Below are 16,894 nucleotides of genomic sequence, written 5' to 3' on the forward strand. Positions count from 1 at the left end.
AAAAAGTTAGTAAGATTGCAAATGGATTTTATGCGCTCGTTAATAATTGATGTAATTCATTGTACGTTGAAAAAACGAAGTTTGGTTGTTGCAAACTTCGTTTTCGTTTATATAGAGCATGAACGGTTTCAATGGCTTTCAAGGTACGTGAAGCATGACGAATACTTTGGAGTCCTGCTGATTTGGCAAAACGTCGCTTGATATGCCTATGATCCTGTTCGATGAGAGTATTCAAATGTTTGATTGTACGGTGAGTGGTATTCTTGCAGAAGCCTTGTTTTTTTAATTTGTTAAACGCACAAAATAACGCGGGCGCCTTATCTGTTGTGAGAACCGTTGGTTCTCCAAATATTTTCACTAGTCTTTTCATAAAAGCATATGCCGCTTGATAATCTCGTCTTTTGCGAAGTTGAATATCCAATGTGTGTCCATCTTTATCGATTGCTCGATAGAGATACCGCCATTCACCTTTCACTTTGATATAGGTTTCATCTAAGTGCCAAGATAGTTGTGCAGATTTGTTTTTCTTTTTCCAAATCTGATAAATGAGATTTCCATATTCATGAACCCATCACATGATGGGTGTGGGATGAACCGATACACCACGTTCTTTCAAAATTTCAGATACATCGCGATAACTTAAAGAAAAACGACAATAGTAGCCAACGGCTACCAAAATAATGTCTTTCTTGAATTGTTTTCCTTTAAAATATTGCATGTGTGATTCTCCTCGCCTCTTTTTTCTAGATTGTAACTAGGTTTAAGAAACTTTGCAACAGAACCATAAAACTTGTGTAAATCCAGATAGATTTTGCGGTTGATTAGAAATAGCCCTAAATGCAGATTGTATAATTGGGCCAGTGGCGCCAGAGGGCCCAGTACTACCGGTAGTACCAGTAGGTATTGTAAATGTTGGTGTAGGTGGAAGTGTCGGTCCAATAGAACTTGGATCTAGTGCAGCTCCATGTAAGATTCCATGAGGATCGAATTGATTTTCTTTTGACATAATTCACCTCCAGTATAGTAACTCTTTACCAATAAATGCCAAGAGGGAATGAAATATGAGCATAAAAGGTGGGTGATCAGTATGAAAAAAGCCGTAGAAGAATTAAAACGAAAAAGCGAATTTTGTGAGGATTTAATGCCATATATATGGCATTAAGATTGGGAACATATCAATTTCTTAGTAGAATATAAGTTTGAGGGTTTACATTCAACAATTTTACAATCTTTACGCCTTTTGAATATTAAAGAGCCGATTTACTCTAAATGAAGGTAAACTCGTCTCTTTTTTATATACATTCTCTTTGCGTGTTTTTCCCAAAATGCTGGCGGTACCCTAAATATGTATAATAAGAAAGGTTACTTATATAATGCGATCATACATTATATAAGTAACTTGTAAAAAATTAAAATAATTCCATCATTTTATACATCGAATGTTTCGGTTTAACTTTATCTAAGTTTAATTGAATAATACGGTTAACCTAGTTTAAATACATGATATGTTTCAGTTTAACTCAATTAAATTTATTTTTAAACATTTTACCATATGTTATATTTATTTTATATGTACATTTATTTTAAATTCCTTTTTCAAGTTTATTTAAACTATATTCATGCACTATTTTATGAAGAACAGAACCGCCTTTCTTCCTTTTAAATAATATTCATAAGTTCTCTTATTATTGATTGACCTCAGTTATTTAAATGAATGCAATAACTCGTCCTTCTGTTTGAAAAGCAGACAATGTAGAAGACGTTTGTTTAATTTTTCGATTTGAGTGTACAATCTCATCAAATTCATAATAATTCAATTCAGGATTTAATTGAATTGGAATATATTCTTGAAAAAAAATATCGGATTGTTATCATATGTTCCCTTTTCCGAAAAGAAAACATCTTTCGAATAAACCAATGACTCAATTCCACGCACTTCTTCTAATTCGCCCAACTCTACAAGACGTGTATGTTCTATATTGGCTGGATGGTCATTCTTTCCTAAATACGGGACATACTTGCAAGTGGAAGAAATTAAGTGATTTTTCAATTTAGTAAATGTTTTTTCTTCCAAACTTCCATCATTCCAGAGATAAATTGTCCAGTGTGGTTTTTCTAGCCATTGTTCCCGAATAATTAAATTGCCTCCCACTTCTTTACTTGCATATCCAACAGTGTTATTATAAACTTGGATTTTCTTTGGAAAATACCCACGATCTCCGTGTGGTACAATGCTAACCTTTAATTTATTTAACAACTGATAAAACTCAGGATATTGATTAAGATTAGAATCCCCTTCATCTTTTATACTTTTTTGTTGCTTTGTGTATCCACCTGCACCAATAATTGCACCTAACAGTCCATATAATGCAATTTTATGGATATGATTATATGTAAAATAAACATTAGCATTTACATCTGGTTTTTTAAAAAATGCGGTTCTTCCCTTTAATTCAAATGCTATCGCTTTCATATTCTCACTCCTATACTGATAGTACTTCTAGTTTTTCTTCAGTGAAGATGTTTTTTCGTACAAACATATCAGTAGTGGTAATAATGGACGTGTTTAAAGGATTGTAAAATATTTCAATATTTTCTAACTTGTTTTGGAACGGTTTTAATAGCTCCTCTATTTTCTTCATATCTATACTGTACAAATCCTCTTGCTTATTAAATTCAATGTATGAATCTAGTGGTGGTAAATATAGAGGGGCTTCTTCTTTACATTCTATAAATAAGGCGAAGTTATTATAACAACCGGATTTACTATTGGTATTAAGTGCAGTTGCTCCTATTAATGAGGCTTTCTTAAATTTCATGTATGCTTCTTCTGTATATCCATCAAAATCATCAATGAAGGTTGAATATACATCATAGTTATTTGGATTTACAGAAAATGGATAAAAATAATGAGCCTCGTTGCTAACAATTTTTGTCCCTAAACTTGATGCATCAGCATATTCCTTATTAGAATTACGAAACGGGGATAATATATCTTGTACTTCTGTTGTAGTATCTTCATATTTATTCATTCCTTGACCAATTTGGACCACACCAGTTAATCCAATATTTTGGCCTTCTACCGCAAATGTTGCACCAAAATTCATCACATCTATTGATAAAAATAAATTCTTTAATACATCTACAGTCTTTGATTTCTTTGAGATTTCTGTATCAAATATTTCTTGATAACGCTCGATTAATTCTTTTGGTTGCATCCTCCCTTCTTTAGGAGTTATCTTATAAGATTTAATATAAAGCACCTTTTCCCCTTGATTAACCCAGTACTTTTTCATACTAAATTTCAATGCTTTGTCACTACCAAATACGATTCCATCACTCAAGGATTTTGGTCTACCAGTAAAATCAGCATTCCAGTTTGACATTATAGTTGAAACTCCAATAACTCCATAGACTCGTTTCTTCCATTCATTCATCTTTCACGACTCCTTCTTCATATTTTTCATAAAACATATTACTTGCTAATAAACCTGCCAGTAAAATATCCTTATTTTTTCCTTTGCTTACTCCATCTGTCTCGAACCCCATAACCATTCCAAAGGCATTTTTAAAAGAAGTGTTTTTTATACTAATAGCATGTCCGTATGTTATTAGTAGATTTTTTAAAAGGCGTTTTACTTGATGTTCATATTTAGCGCGTAGAATAGGCTCAAACATCCCAATTGTTTTCGATTTCACTTGCGATTGTGATAATAAATAATACCCTAGTTGCCCAGCTAAGTAATAAAACTCTTGGTCACTTTCACAAACAACTAAGTCTTTACTTTTAACTTTATTTTTTAAAATATCGCTTACATTACGTATGCAATCTGCCATTTCATCTCCTCCTTTAATACGAAAATACTTTAAAAGTGCTAAACGTAAATTAAAAGCTTCTGCCATGTGTTTAATATGTGGTCCTTCAAAAGTTCCATATAGACGTTCTTCGATTAGATTAAGGGTTAGTTTATCAATTATTTCCCGCAATGGTTCTTCGGTCCCTTTAATAAAGAAATCATAAAAGGCTTGTCTACTTTTAAGAAAACAAGTCAACATATTGTTGGTAAAATCGTTGCCCTTAATTTCTGGTTGTGTATTCAAAAAAGTTCCTAGCAGCCTTCCTCTGAAAAAATACTTGTTAATAAGGCTTTGCAAGTCTTTACGAGTATCCACCTCATAATCTGCTCGCACAATTAAAATATCATCCACCTTTTCTGTGACGTTTATTACATTCTTGAATTCTATTCCATTCCCATTCAACTTATCTGAAGCAGAAAATGGTACATTTTCAAAGAAATCGATACCACCATTTTTATCAATTCGAATATGATAAGCTCCTGCTTTTCTTGAAGCATTGGATGTGAAAATTGTATCAGTTTGGAATACATGTTCTTTAAATTTCCCTTTTGTCCCAAGCCAAGAATAGAAATCCTTTCTTGCAATTGCTTGATCTACGGGAATACGTAAAGGTACATTAGCTTTTAATGTTTTTAATAATAAAAATGGTTTTTTACTGTTTACTGTCATATCCCCACTTGGTAAACCAACAATAGAAGAAGAATTAGCATAATTATATGCGTCAACAGTAAAAATTCTTGGTAAAATATATAATTCATATTCATTTCTATAAATATCTTCATTGGCATCAAAGAAAATTTTTATATAATTTTTAAAGTCATATTCCTCTTTCAATTTATGAAATAATTCAATAATTCCAGGTGAATTTTTCAGCAAAAACTTCTTATAATTATCATTTCTTTGTATCCTTTCTCCATCTTTTGACACCATCATTAAGTGTGGATAATACCTATAAAAGAATTCTTCTCGTTCTGTCAATATCTTCTCTTTTAATTTCTTCGACTTTGCTACGATTGGATATGCATCTAAAAACTTCGTTGAGGATTTTTGTAATTTTATATAGAATTCTTCAATGCAAATCGCCAATTGTTCTGGAGTATATATTTTCTTTTCACCAATTAGCAATTCTTCTTTCATGAAAAATGTAAGCGGATTTGTACTATGTACCTTTTTTCCCGGAAGATCAATTAATTTATTTGCATCATCATTTAGCATACTACTATAAAAATCTCTAATCTTAAACCATTCATAAAGGTCCATTTTTTCAACAGCCTCATCTGCTTGGTTTTTATGAACATAGATATTTTGATTTGCATTTTGCACATTCTCTTCAAACGTCTTGGTAACATCAAATCTAATATAAAGTCCATTTTTTAACTTATAGTTATCTAATACGATATTTGGATTTTTATTAATAGCAATCTGGAATTTCTTAACTAAATCTACTAACACAATTTCACCACCTATAGGTAATTAGCGAAGCAAAATCCGCAACCAAGTGCGCTATTTTTCTCACCTATTCCTGCTCCTATTGCTACACGTGCTAACATTTGAGACTTTTTATCATCTTTCACAGTAATTTTAAATTTATTCCCTAGTAATTTAATCCCTTTATAATTAGTTTTTATAGGTTTACGGTTAATACATTCAATACGCTGAATAAATGATTCAGTGAATAACTTTTCTCCGTAAAAAGCTTTATATTTTTTCTCTAAATTAGCTTGTAATCTATTACATAATATATCTAAGCTATCTTCTGGTAAAAAGGGTTTATTATCTACCGTAATAACAACTGGAGTAACTGTATATAGATCAACTATATGTTTTTGCGGTAATTGTTTAATTTCTAATGCAAAACATTGTATGACATAATTTTTAATTGTAGGCAAAGACTCTTTTATATCCTTAAGGAATCCATAATCCAAGCTTTTTAAGCGTATTATATATACCCGGTCTTGCTTGTATATTTTATCTTTTTCGAACGGATAAAAATTACTGTAAACGTAATTTTTATAGCCTTTTCTTTCGTGTAATGCTTTTAATTTCTTGTTTTGAAGCATCGCCCTATTAATAAAACCACCGATTAATTCAAGACCATCCTCATAATGAATATTATCTCTTAATAATGCCGTTATTATTAGTTCGAAATTCATATTTTCTTCCTTTCTTAAAGTAGTATATCAAGTTATTAATATCGTTTAATTTTATCGTATTAATATTCAAAATATAATAAAAAAATTAATTTTTAATGTTTCTGTACTATACAACAGATAATAATTTGTGCTTTTATATATAAAAATATTTTACTCTGCTTCCTATGAAAGAATATTTATACGATGAAAAGGCTTCGTATATGGAGCCTTAATGTGCGTTAAAACAATTAAAAAATCATTAATATTATATCGCGACTTCCCACTTATAAAGATTCATTTTTTACATTTGGAAAGAGTAAAATAAGTAACATAAACATATCAATGCTATATTATAATATTAAATGCGCTGGTATTATGTCCTCAGACTTATTGAATTGGAAACAAGTCAATTATCGAACCATCCAAAGAGAAAGTACACTTTGGTGTACTTTCTCTCCAGATTGTTGAGAAAACCTTAAGGATTTCCAACAATCTGGCATCTTTTGAATTTCATTTAATGGAAATATTTAGAAATGATAGAACCTAAAAAACAACGGTTCTGTTGCAAAGATTCTTAGTAGATAAAAAGTTGGTATGATTGCAGATGGATTTTATGCGCTCGTTAATAATTGATGTAATTCATTGTACGTTGAAAAAACGAAGTTTGGTTGTTGCAAACTTCGTTTTCGTTTATATAGAGCGTGAACGGTTTCAATGGCTTTCAAGGTACGTGAAGCATGACGAATACTTTGGAGTCCTGCTGATTTGGCAAAACGTCGCTTGATATGCCTATGATCCTGTTCGATGAGAGTATTCAAATATTTGATTGTACGGTGAGTGGTATTCTTGCAGAAGCCTTGTTTTTTAATTTGTTAAACGCGCAAAATAACGCGGGCGCCTTATCTGTTGTGAGAACCGTTGGTTCTCCAAATATTTTCACTAGTCATTTCATAAAGGCATATGCCGCTTGATAATCTTGTCTTTTGCGAAGTTGAATATCCAATGTGTGCCCATTTTTATCGATTGCTCGATCGAGAAAACGCCATACTCCTTTGACTTATATATATGCCTTATCCAATTTCTAAGATACTTGTATTCTTTTATTTTTTCTTCCAAATTTGATGGCTAAGGTTTCCGTATTCATAACCCCAGCGCATAATAGTTGTTGGGTGAACTGAGATTCCACGTTCTTTTAAAATTTCAGAGACATCACGATTACTTAAAGAAAAATGAATATAGTAACCGACGGATATTAAAATAATATCTTTCTTGAACTATTTTCCTTTAAAGTATCTCATTTGTATTTCTCCTTACGATTTTTTCTAGAGTGTAGTCTCATTTAGAAACCTTTGCAACAAAATCCTTTACTATTCGTGTTTTCATGTTAATTAAATTACGTTTAATAATATTAAGATTTTTTTATATATCCTCTGAATGAACTTTTTAAATATTTATTTGGATATAAATCATTAATCATTGCGTATGGACACCAGTATCTTACTACTGGTGCCCATAGTCTATGCCTTTTTAGCCACTTCATTGTGTATTGCTGAAATAATTGATTATCGGTCAGCTTTTCTTTTTCTTCACTTGTCCACTGTAATGCATTTAGCGCTTTCTCTCTCGTCCAAAAGCCACTAGGTGTCACCTTAAATTCCCATTCTTTAAATCGATTTGGATATAGATCATTAATCATCGTATATGGACTATTGTCATATTTATGCTTGTCGGGTAAAAGACTGGCGCGGTATCAATTGTGTTCCGTTTCCAGCCTCTCCCCATAAGAACTGCTCGTGAGGTTTTCCCTCAAGCAGCTCACCCCATAAACTTCATCAAAAGGGTTATGAGACCTATCAAATAGCAGACACTTTCATCGAAAACTCTCTGCACTTTTCAGGGGAAGGACTTTCCAGTCCCAGTAGAGCCCCAGTACACCATAGAGATATTCGTTACTCCATCTCTGCCATCCGATGCTACGCTTTCGTCGTCGTTTCCTTCTCGTTAACAGTGTGCGAATTTTCATCTCCGTATAATCACGTACTTCACTGAAAGCTTGACTAGAGTTCCCAACCCGGAAGTAGTTCACCCATCCAGTCAGTACGGCATTGATTTGTTTTATTAAGTCTTGTGCTGGCTTCGCTCCTGCGTTTTGAATGAGTTCGCGAATTTTTGCTTTCACTGTCGTGCGAGCTTTCTTCTTCGGGATCATGAAAACGAAGACTCCATTCTTATTTCGGTTCGGTATTCGTCTCAGGTCAAATCCTAAAAATCCGAAGGATTCTCCTTTTAGGACATTGACCATCTGAGTCTTCTCCAAATTCAGTTCAACTCCCAAAGGCTTTAACTGTTCCCACAGTCGTCGTAATGCCAGTTCAGCCCATCCACTTTTACTGGAGTGTCCGCTTACAGCGATAACTATATCGTCGGCAAAACGGTGATAGTTTACAGCTTCGTAATTGCCCTCAGCTGTTTTGCGTCGAATGGCATCAAATGTCCAATTCACTTCATTGAGGTAAATGTTTGCGGCTAGTGGAGAAAATGGCCCCCCTTGCGGGACACCGATCTTACCTGTTACCTTAATTACCTGTTTTACAAGATGCATAACCTGTGGGTCTTGGACACGTTTCGCGATTCTCTCCAATAATATGTTGTGTCGAATTGTATCAAAGTAGCGTGACAAATCAACATCAATTATTATGGTCATACGGCGCAATATACTGCGTCGTACTTCTGCCAATGCCTGATGTGGAGAGCGTTTCGGCCGAAACCCATACGAGTTTGGACAGAAATCAGCTTCAAAAATTGCTTCTAATATGAGTTTTAGCGCTCCTTGTACTACACGATCTCGTATACACAGAATTTGCAGAGTTCGCATTTTGCCGTTTGCCTTTGGGATTTCTACTTTTCGATTGGCTTGTGGTCGGTAAATTCCAGCTTGAATTCCTCTTGAACACCCGTTAAGAATGGGATAACTCCTTCTAGTTCTATATCAGCAAAACTTTTTCCACCAGTGCCTGGGGCACCGTTGTTTTTCCTCGCCTGTTGATATGCTTCGTGAAGGGTTGTCATTTTGGTAATGTGGGTAAATAGCCCCCAAAACCGGTGCATAGGTTCAGACTTCGCCTTTCGATAGATTCGTTGCCTTAGTTCCTGCAAAGTGATGGGTGTTTTTGTCATGGCACCCTTGCCCTTTAGTCATACGAAATGTTTACAGGTTCGGACCCTTTCCTCCCCGCGCGTTTTGCTGCACGCAGATCTCTGGTACTACGATCCGTTCCGCCACCCTGACACCTACCGTTCTCACTTCCCGATCGCGGTTATAGAGGCGGTCTCCTCGATGAGATTTCTTCATCGGGTGTCGAGGGCTTCTCCAGTTTCCATATCATCTTTCTCTCCATGTCGCCGGTGAGAACTGCCGTTCCAGACTCGTTTCGGTCAGTTCTTGCTGCTTTCGCACGTTATAGACCGTCTCAGCCACCGGAATTGCGTGTAACGAGGCTACATCTACGTTCACTATACGTTACAACCTGGAGATTTGCCCATGCGCCTTTTGCGTATGATGCCAGAGGGCTTCACCATGTTACTTTCGTTTCATAGTGCCTCTCAGGCTACAGGAGTGGAGTCTTTTCTCCCGGTCGGACTTTCACCGACTAGACGATGTGTCCTTATCTGGACACGCCTATCTGCCAACGTAATATATAATTCATGTACTTGTTCCATCGGAACCCATTCCCAAGGTGCATTTGTCACATATACATTTAATCCTGCTGCTAATTTACTTTTATCTGAATAGGTTTTGTGTTTTGACTTTTCTTTTTCTGCAATTTTCTCTAGGCGTTTTTTTAATTGTGCCTCTGTTAAACGATGAAAAATAAGACGTGAAAATAGCTGCTGTTTATCACCAATATAAGCTTGCTGGTATTCTATCGTTTCGCCTGGTTGGAGGCGATTCAAAATCTGTAGGACATCAATTTGGATGTATTCTGATTGTTTTTTAATAAAACCATTTTTAAAATATTCTGGATTTGGATTTTTTACATATACGCTCGTATTTAACTTTAACCTCGAAATATAATATGTACCACGTTGATCCATTTGATCTAAATCCTCTAATGAAAAGTACCCTAAATCACGAATACATAAATCGCCTGGCCGTAACATATCTAAGCATTTTGTTCCGAAGGTCTTGTCATTATTTTTTCCTGGTCCGACTTGAAAATTGAAAAATTGACCGCTATGTAAATCGTATTCTAATTGAATCTTAATTCCGGCTGTTTGCGTACAACCACCTGAACCAGGATATATATGTTCCAAAGTATTAGGCACTTGAAACATGGTGGCATCCATGATGCGAATACGTTTAAAATGAGAAAAAAGTTGATTAGAAATGTGAGTTTGCTCACAGATTTTTTTGTTGTAACAACAAAGAGAAGATATGTTTTAAAAATAACACTGATTTTTCATTAAATCGTTTATTTAAGCCCTCCGGGCTAAGTACAGTACCTGTAACTGCATGAAACCTACTACATAATCGGACTAAAGGATCACTGGCCACTCTTTGGCTAATCCAAATACAAATGGTAGCTAAATCTGATCCTGAAAATTTACGTTTTCTCTTTACAAACTTCAGCTCTTTTGCCAGTCCTTTCAAAAATTCAGGTGTGATATAGCGCTGTAATTTTTCTGTAAATGGTTGTAACTCTTCTTGAATCGAGAGATTCATAAAAAACAGCATCCTTTCTCATTTATATTATTTAAGAAAGAATAACGTTTTTTTGTACTTGGGGGTAGTAAAAAGCCTTAAGTTGATGGGCATGTACGGTGAGGCCTAGTAGATGAATTACATTTTATGTGATTCATCTGACGGACTAGAGCAGCAACCCTGTGACTAAGCCTAGTATGCCCACTACGCACAGATTACTTTTCAGCGAAATAAAAAATTATATAAAGTACGTTGTTCAACTTCAGAGTGAAGCATTGCCAATGCCAAATGCTACATGGCTATTGATACGCTTAATTTCGAGGGCTAAAGTATGTACAAATGTAGGTATATCTCACAGTAGCTTGCCAAAATTAAAAAAATAGGCCTTCACCTAACACTTTTTGGTCAGGCGAAGGCCTATTTTTTTAATTTTCTATCATTTTTTATTTTTTTCCGTACTAAAGTGTTCCAGTTAAATAAGATCCTGTTCATTCATAGATTTGCTTTCCTACATATTTTCAGAATCCACCGCCATTGATTTCTTTTAACTGTTCTTCATTTAAATTCTACGATTATATTTTCATTTAATTTTTTTAATGCTATACGTGCTACTCTTTTTCGGGGGTGCAAAAACACCCAATATAACATTCTTTAAAATTCTTGCAACTCAATAATCGTCATAAATATACTATCTACACTTACTGTTGCTCCTACTACCGGTGCTTGATATACAACATTTAGGGTAGATGTAATTGCGGGAGGAGTAACAATGATACCATCTGCAATCATTTGAAATTGAAAACCTCCTCCAACAGTCGCCGGGGGAAAACTTTGTTCACAAAGTATCTCACGAGTCCCATTAAGTAAGACCGCTTGAACATATCCAACTGAGGTATCTGGCTCACTTACCGAAATAGTAGATCGAGTGGAAACATAATACTGTCTGTTAGGCGCTAAAAAAATATTTGCGTCACCCGCAGTATATGAAATATCCGTTCCAGAAATATTTGCTGTGAGAAAGGGTACTGGCTCATCTAATAAAACAAGTACAAATCCTGTGAAATTACCATTAATAAAAGCGTTATTCGCTACAGTCGTAGGACCGGTAGGTCCTGTGGGGCCTTCTGGTCCCGGTTCACCCTGAATCCCTTGAACCCCTTGAGGTCCGGTTGGGCCTTCTGGTCCCGGCTCACCCTGAATCCCTTGAACCCCTTGAGGTCCGGTTGGGCCTTCTGGTCCCGGCTCACCCTGAATCCCTTGAACCCCTTGAGGTCCGGTTGGACCAATTGGACCAGGAAACCCTTGTAATCCCGTAGCCCCAGTGGGGCCCGTAATGCCTGTTGGTCCGGTTGGTCCTGGTGGTCCTGGTGGCCCGCCTGAAGGTCCCGTTGGTCCGGTTGGTCCTGGTGGTCCTGGCGGCCCACCTGAAGGTCCCGTTGGTCCGGTTGGTCCTGGTGGTCCTGGTGGCCCGCCTGAAGGTCCTGTCGGGCCAGTACTCCCTGTAATACCCGTTGGCCCTATTATACCTATTCCGGTTGCACCTGTAGGACCTTCTGGTCCCGGTCCACCCTGAATCCCTTGAACCCCTTGAGGTCCTGTAGGACCTTCTGGTCCCGGTCCACCCTGAATCCCTTGAACCCCTTGAGGTCCTGTTGGGCCTTCTGGTCCCGGTTCACCCTGAATCCCTTGAACCCCTTGAGGTCCGGTTGGGCCTTCTGGTCCCGGTTCACCCTGAATCCCTTGAACCCCTTGAGGTCCGGTTGGGCCTTCTGGTCCCGGTTCACCCTGAATCCCTTGAACTCCTTGAGGTCCTGTTGGGCCCGTTACACCTATTCCCGTTCCACTAGGACCTGTAGGGCCTGTTGGACCTGTAGGGCCTTGTTCCAGAATAGGAAATGCACATGGGAAATTAATATGATTACATTTGTTAAATCTATTCATAATTTTCACCAACCTTTCAAACTAATTAAATATATACATTCTTAATATGTGTATGAAATACATGTTAAATAAGTTTGTATTCATACACATTTAATTCGTTTAATTTTCCAACTTATAAAATCCCCAAAATAATATCCTAGAATGCTATACAAATAAAAACCAACAATCCCCTAAAGAATCCTTGCTATAACTACAATGTATAAAATTATAGGTTCTGTTGCAAAGATTCTCAGTAGATAAAAAGTTGTTATGATTGCAGATGGATTTTATGAGATCGTTAGTAATTGTTGTACGTCGAAAAAACGAAACATCGCTGTACCAAATGGCAAATATGTAATGTCTGTAACACATTTTTCATTTGGCTTGGTAGCTTGAAAGTTTCTATTTAATAGATTCTCTACAACAATCTTACTTTCTCCATCGATCCAGGTTCTTCTCTTTCTTTTAACCCTACATTGTAAATTTTTCGATGTCCATATTGAAAAGGATGCGAATGCGCTCAAAGTAGGAAGAAAGAGAATGAGGAATCTTAGATACGCCTCCAATTTTAGCTTGTAGAAGTGTAGTAAACACAGTTCGAAAGAAGGAAGGCTACAGAAGCCGAGTTAAATCGTCGATTAAGTCCTTCCGGGCTCAATAAAACTCCTGTTGAAGTTTCTAATTGACTACATAGTTGAGTAAGAGAGGTAGTAGCGACTTGTTGATTTAACCATACACACAAAGATAAGAAATGGTGCCCGTGGCACTTACGTTTTCGCTTCATCCCGCCTGCTTCTATGGCTAATTGATTAAGTGTAGCGGGAGACATATATCGATATAACTCTTCAGCGAATAAAGATAATTCTTGTTTTTGATTCATATTCATAAAAAGCACGTCACCCTTTCTCATTAACATAAGAAAATAGTAACGTGCTTTAACTTCAAAAATAGTCTAAATCCTTAAGTTGATGGATGTGGGGCAGCAGTACATCAGCTATTGCAGCTATATTTAACAAAACTCTTTCTATTACCCTATTTCAAGTTAGAATTACAGACCTATTACCCCAACAATCTGGCATGCTTTAGCATTCGCAACATGGTAGTATATCTCCAATCCTTTTCTTTCTGCACGGAGAATTTTCCCGCGCATTTTAGAAAGATGCTGAGATACGGTAGATTGAGGTATATTTAATAGCTCCGTTAACTGGGTTACATTGCAAATCTTACGATGTTCTAACTCTTTTACAATTTGTAGCCTAACTGGGTGAGCCATGATCTTAAGTAATTCTACATCTGCCTCTGAAATTTTGTTCATTTCTTTATTTAATTGCATTGTTGTCATCTTTGATATCTCCCTTTTCATATTTTTTATTTTTGAATTCAGTTTTAAATGCATTAAATGGTTCTGTTGCAAAGATTCTTAGTAGATAAAAAGTTAGTAAGATTGCAGATGGATTTTATGCGCTCGTTAATAATTGATGTAATTCATTGTACGTTGAAAAAACAAAGTTTGGTTGTTGCAAACTTCATTTTCGTTTATATAGAGCATGAACGGTTTCAATGGCTTTCAAGATACGTGAAGCATGACGAATACTTTGGAGTCCTGCTGATTTGGCAAAACGTCGCTTGATATGCCTATGATCCTGTTCGATGAAATTATTCAAATGTTTGATTGTACGGTGAGTGGTATTCTTGCAGAAGCCTTGTTTTTTAATTTGTTAAACGCGCAAAATAACGCGGGCGCCTTATCTGTTGTGAGGACCATTGGTTCTCCAAACGTTTTCACTAACCTTTCCATAAAGGCATATGCAGCCTGATAATCTCATTTTTTACGAAGTTGAATATCCAATAATGTATACCCTTTTTTATCAATTGCAAGGTACAGGTAACACCATTCTCCTTTGATTTTTATATAGGTCTCATCCCATTTCCAAGATAGTTCTACGCTTTTATTTTTCTTCTTCCAAATTGGATAGATCAGGTGGCCATATTCATGAACCAAGCGCATAATCGTTGTTGGATGAACTGAAACACCACGTTCTTTCAAAATTTCAGAGACATCACAATAGCTTAAAGAAAAATGACAATAGTAGCCAACGGCTACCAAAATAATATCTTTCTTGAACTATTTTCCTTTAAAATAGCTCATGTATCATGCTCCTGTTTGCTTTATATACAGTTTAAATTCGTTTGAAAAAATTTGCAACAGAACCTCTTTCAGCTATATATAATAGGTAGAGATAGTACTTACTTTTGATTATAAACTTCGCGATCAAATTATGTTATTTCAATTATTCCGTTAGTGAGGTGTAATGTTATTTACGTCATTCATGCAGATATTGTGATATAATAGAGGGATTTGGAGGCTATGTGTGATTACCTAGGGTAAGTAGGGGATAAATGAATGTACTTCGTAAACTTCCCTACAGTCTAGAGGAACGCATGAAGTACATTATGTATCCAATCAAACATGTTATTGATCCACATAGAATTGAATGTTGGAAATATCACGTTCTGTCGGGATCGGCTGAATTTGAATCACTGGATTCGATTTCAAACGTAAGGGAATTGTCGATATTACAAAGTCTATGCGATGGGCTTCCGCTAACTCATTTTCTCTTATCTGTTCTGCAGAAGAAAAGGATATAAATTCTATCTTCCCACCGAACTTTTCTTCTAAAACTGCGATCATGTAATTTTTCCAACAATCTCTTTCTTTCGTAATGATTAACACTTTTTTTGAAGTGATTTTATTTTGAATTCGAGATGCTTCGATCTGTAATACAATATTTACAATTTCATTATTTGGTACATAATCAGCGATTCGATGTTTTTTTACCCATGTATGATAGACTTCTTTCACTTGAAGAAACGTTTGACTATATTTTTGCTGCATATACCTATGGACTGTTTCTTCTTTGGGTTGAATATAAGTATAAATATGAAGAAAATAGAGTGTCTTTCTAAAATGGAGAATGAGCGTATAAATAAATGTTTCATCCTCGATAAAACAGGACCCCAATCGCTCATCTAACATATGTATAAAATCTTTTACAATGCGATACACATGTATGTCTTGTTGATGAAAGATTTGCATTTCTTGCTTTTTCTCCTGGGTTGGATCTATATACCTGTAATTTAAACTTTTCAACACAATAGTCAATATAACTTTTTCATAGGTTGAGAAACAGAGATGAAAATCCTGCTTTGTCTCTTCCACCAATGTGGACACTTGAAAATAAAACGGAGTATCTAGATTGAATTTTGAAAAAGGGTTCGTCAATTCCACTTTATATCCTTGCTTTTTTCTTATGACTAGAATTGCGATAAAATAAGAAAGTTGATGCTTGCTACCTACAGTAAATAGAATATTGAGTCGCTTTTCTATTTTTTTTATAAATATATGGATGATTTCTTGACTTTGTTGAAAAGGCCATTCCCCGTTTAAATACGTACTAGCAAACAATTTCGTAAATAAATACAGGATCTTAGCTTCACTTCCGATTATTCGAATCGGTTTTTTTTTGATTTCTAATCCAAAATGACGAATCTCACGGGATATTTTTTTTATAATTTTCGCAATTTTTCCGGGTTGAATATATAACTTTTCAGCCAAATCAGACACGATTGCGGTTTTATCACGTAAGAGAGCATCTAATATTTGGAAAGTCAAAGATTCTCTGAGAAAAAAAGAAATCATCTCCTGAATAGATGCGTGAAATGGGATTTCCATCTGCACTCCATACCCTTTCTTTATCTTCACATGCCATGTTGTAGGTAAAACTTCCGTTATATGGATTAAATCATTTTTGATTGTTTTATGTGAAGCATGTATGCATTGAGAGATTTCTGTATAGGTATACCATCTTTTTTCTGTTGATATTAACTCTAATATCTGGATTTTCCGTTTTATATCTGGCTCATTTTCAGTTAAAAAATTTTTTATCTCCATTTTATCCTCCATATATGAGTAAGAGTGATGTAAAATTGAATGAAAGCAAACTTTTTATCTTAAAAAGAATTGCATGATAGGCTGAAAAAACGTAATTTGTTACGAATAGATAAAGAAGTCTACTTATTTCATGCAAAGGCATACTTTGTATAGTCAAATATCCCCCGATTCAAAGATATTTAAAAATGAATTTCCCAGCTATTCATTTAATTGACGAAATAAAAATTATAACAAGAAAGTTAGAATGGTATATTTACCTCATCATTATCCATTTTGAGTGCTACGATCAAGTGCACTCATATATAGCCCTCTACTCTTTCGCTTATACAA

General features: G+C 35.3%; 8 protein-coding genes and 8 pseudogenes. 1 reads left to right on the forward strand and 15 read right to left on the reverse strand.

The features are described 5' to 3' along the window. Positions 1 to 28: 28 nt before the first annotated feature. Positions 29 to 718 (reverse strand): annotated as a pseudogene (locus MHB52_RS35410) (IS6 family transposase). Positions 719 to 760: 42 nt separating this feature from the next. Beyond that, positions 761 to 1,006 (reverse strand): exosporium leader peptide-containing protein, encoded by a 246-nt coding sequence (locus tag MHB52_RS35415; RefSeq protein WP_080451572.1) that lies wholly within the window; start codon positions 1,004 to 1,006, stop codon positions 761 to 763. Between the two features lie 75 nt (positions 1,007 to 1,081). Here MHB52_RS35415 and MHB52_RS36935 point away from each other — a divergent pair. Further along, positions 1,082 to 1,273, forward strand: a pseudogene (locus tag MHB52_RS36935) (hypothetical protein); the annotation flags it as partial. A 552-nt stretch (positions 1,274 to 1,825) separates the two neighbouring features. On the opposite strand, the gene cas5b reads toward MHB52_RS36935, so the two are convergent. The 13 genes and pseudogenes from cas5b to MHB52_RS35485 all read right to left on the reverse strand — a co-directional run bounded on the left by cas5b (position 1,826) and on the right by MHB52_RS35485 (position 16,564). Next, positions 1,826 to 2,473, reverse strand: a complete 648-nt coding sequence (gene cas5b, locus MHB52_RS35420) for a type I-B CRISPR-associated protein Cas5b (RefSeq protein ID WP_253703367.1) — start codon at positions 2,471 to 2,473, stop codon at positions 1,826 to 1,828. A gap of 10 nt (positions 2,474 to 2,483) precedes the next feature. After that, positions 2,484 to 3,437 (reverse strand): type I CRISPR-associated protein Cas7, encoded by a 954-nt coding sequence (locus MHB52_RS35425; RefSeq protein WP_061663318.1) that lies wholly within the window; start codon positions 3,435 to 3,437, stop codon positions 2,484 to 2,486. Continuing rightward, entirely contained in the window at positions 3,430 to 5,310 is a 1,881-nt protein-coding gene (locus MHB52_RS35430; protein ID WP_061663319.1) for a hypothetical protein, read from the reverse strand. Before MHB52_RS35430 ends, MHB52_RS35425 begins: the two co-directional genes overlap by 8 nt. An 11-nt stretch (positions 5,311 to 5,321) precedes the next feature. After that, positions 5,322 to 6,011: a CRISPR-associated endoribonuclease Cas6 gene (gene cas6, locus MHB52_RS35435; RefSeq protein ID WP_061663320.1), complete on the reverse strand. Its 690-nt coding sequence runs from the start codon at positions 6,009 to 6,011 to the stop codon at positions 5,322 to 5,324. Between the two features lie 590 nt (positions 6,012 to 6,601). Next, positions 6,602 to 7,252 (reverse strand): annotated as a pseudogene (locus MHB52_RS35440) (IS6 family transposase). Between the two features lie 146 nt (positions 7,253 to 7,398). Then, positions 7,399 to 7,707: pseudogene (locus MHB52_RS35445) on the reverse strand (DUF4046 domain-containing protein); the annotation flags it as partial. Positions 7,708 to 7,860: 153 nt separating this feature from the next. Then, a pseudogene (gene ltrA / locus MHB52_RS35450) lies at positions 7,861 to 9,167 on the reverse strand (group II intron reverse transcriptase/maturase). A 497-nt stretch (positions 9,168 to 9,664) separates the two neighbouring features. Continuing rightward, positions 9,665 to 10,713 (reverse strand): annotated as a pseudogene (locus tag MHB52_RS35455) (IS4 family transposase); the annotation flags it as partial. Between the two features lie 630 nt (positions 10,714 to 11,343). Next, complete coding sequence (locus MHB52_RS35460; protein WP_340769219.1) at positions 11,344 to 12,633, reverse strand: collagen-like protein; 1,290 nt, start codon at positions 12,631 to 12,633, stop codon at positions 11,344 to 11,346. A gap of 483 nt (positions 12,634 to 13,116) precedes the next feature. Continuing rightward, positions 13,117 to 13,498, reverse strand: a pseudogene (locus MHB52_RS35470) (IS4 family transposase); the annotation flags it as partial. A 162-nt stretch (positions 13,499 to 13,660) separates the two neighbouring features. Next, positions 13,661 to 13,954, reverse strand: a complete 294-nt coding sequence (locus MHB52_RS35475) for an ArsR/SmtB family transcription factor (RefSeq protein WP_061663663.1) — start codon at positions 13,952 to 13,954, stop codon at positions 13,661 to 13,663. 115 nt (positions 13,955 to 14,069) lie between these two features. After that, positions 14,070 to 14,725 (reverse strand): annotated as a pseudogene (locus MHB52_RS35480) (IS6 family transposase). A 360-nt stretch (positions 14,726 to 15,085) separates the two neighbouring features. Continuing rightward, positions 15,086 to 16,564, reverse strand: coding sequence for a BglG family transcription antiterminator (locus MHB52_RS35485; RefSeq protein ID WP_253703390.1), 1,479 nt, complete (start codon positions 16,562 to 16,564; stop codon positions 15,086 to 15,088). Between the last annotated feature and the right edge of the window lie 330 nt (positions 16,565 to 16,894).

Source organism: Bacillus sp. FSL K6-0073, assembly GCF_038006085.1.
GTDB lineage: Bacteria > Bacillota > Bacilli > Bacillales > Bacillaceae_G > Bacillus_A > Bacillus_A cereus.

Bases quoted from the DNA above. Each gene is read 5' to 3' on its own strand.
- MHB52_RS35415 (WP_080451572.1), bottom strand. From the start codon at position 1,006: ATGTCAAAAGAAAATCAATTCGATCCTCATGGAATCTTACATGGAGCT.
- cas5b (WP_253703367.1), bottom strand. From the start codon at position 2,473: ATGAAAGCGATAGCATTTGAATTAAAGGGAAGAACCGCATTTTTTAAA.
- MHB52_RS35425 (WP_061663318.1), bottom strand. From the start codon at position 3,437: ATGAATGAATGGAAGAAACGAGTCTATGGAGTTATTGGAGTTTCAACT.
- cas6 (WP_061663320.1), bottom strand. From the start codon at position 6,011: ATGAATTTCGAACTAATAATAACGGCATTATTAAGAGATAATATTCAT.
- MHB52_RS35460 (WP_340769219.1), bottom strand. From the start codon at position 12,633: ATGAATAGATTTAACAAATGTAATCATATTAATTTCCCATGTGCATTT.
- MHB52_RS35475 (WP_061663663.1), bottom strand. From the start codon at position 13,954: ATGACAACAATGCAATTAAATAAAGAAATGAACAAAATTTCAGAGGCA.
- MHB52_RS35485 (WP_253703390.1), bottom strand. From the start codon at position 16,564: ATGGAGATAAAAAATTTTTTAACTGAAAATGAGCCAGATATAAAACGG.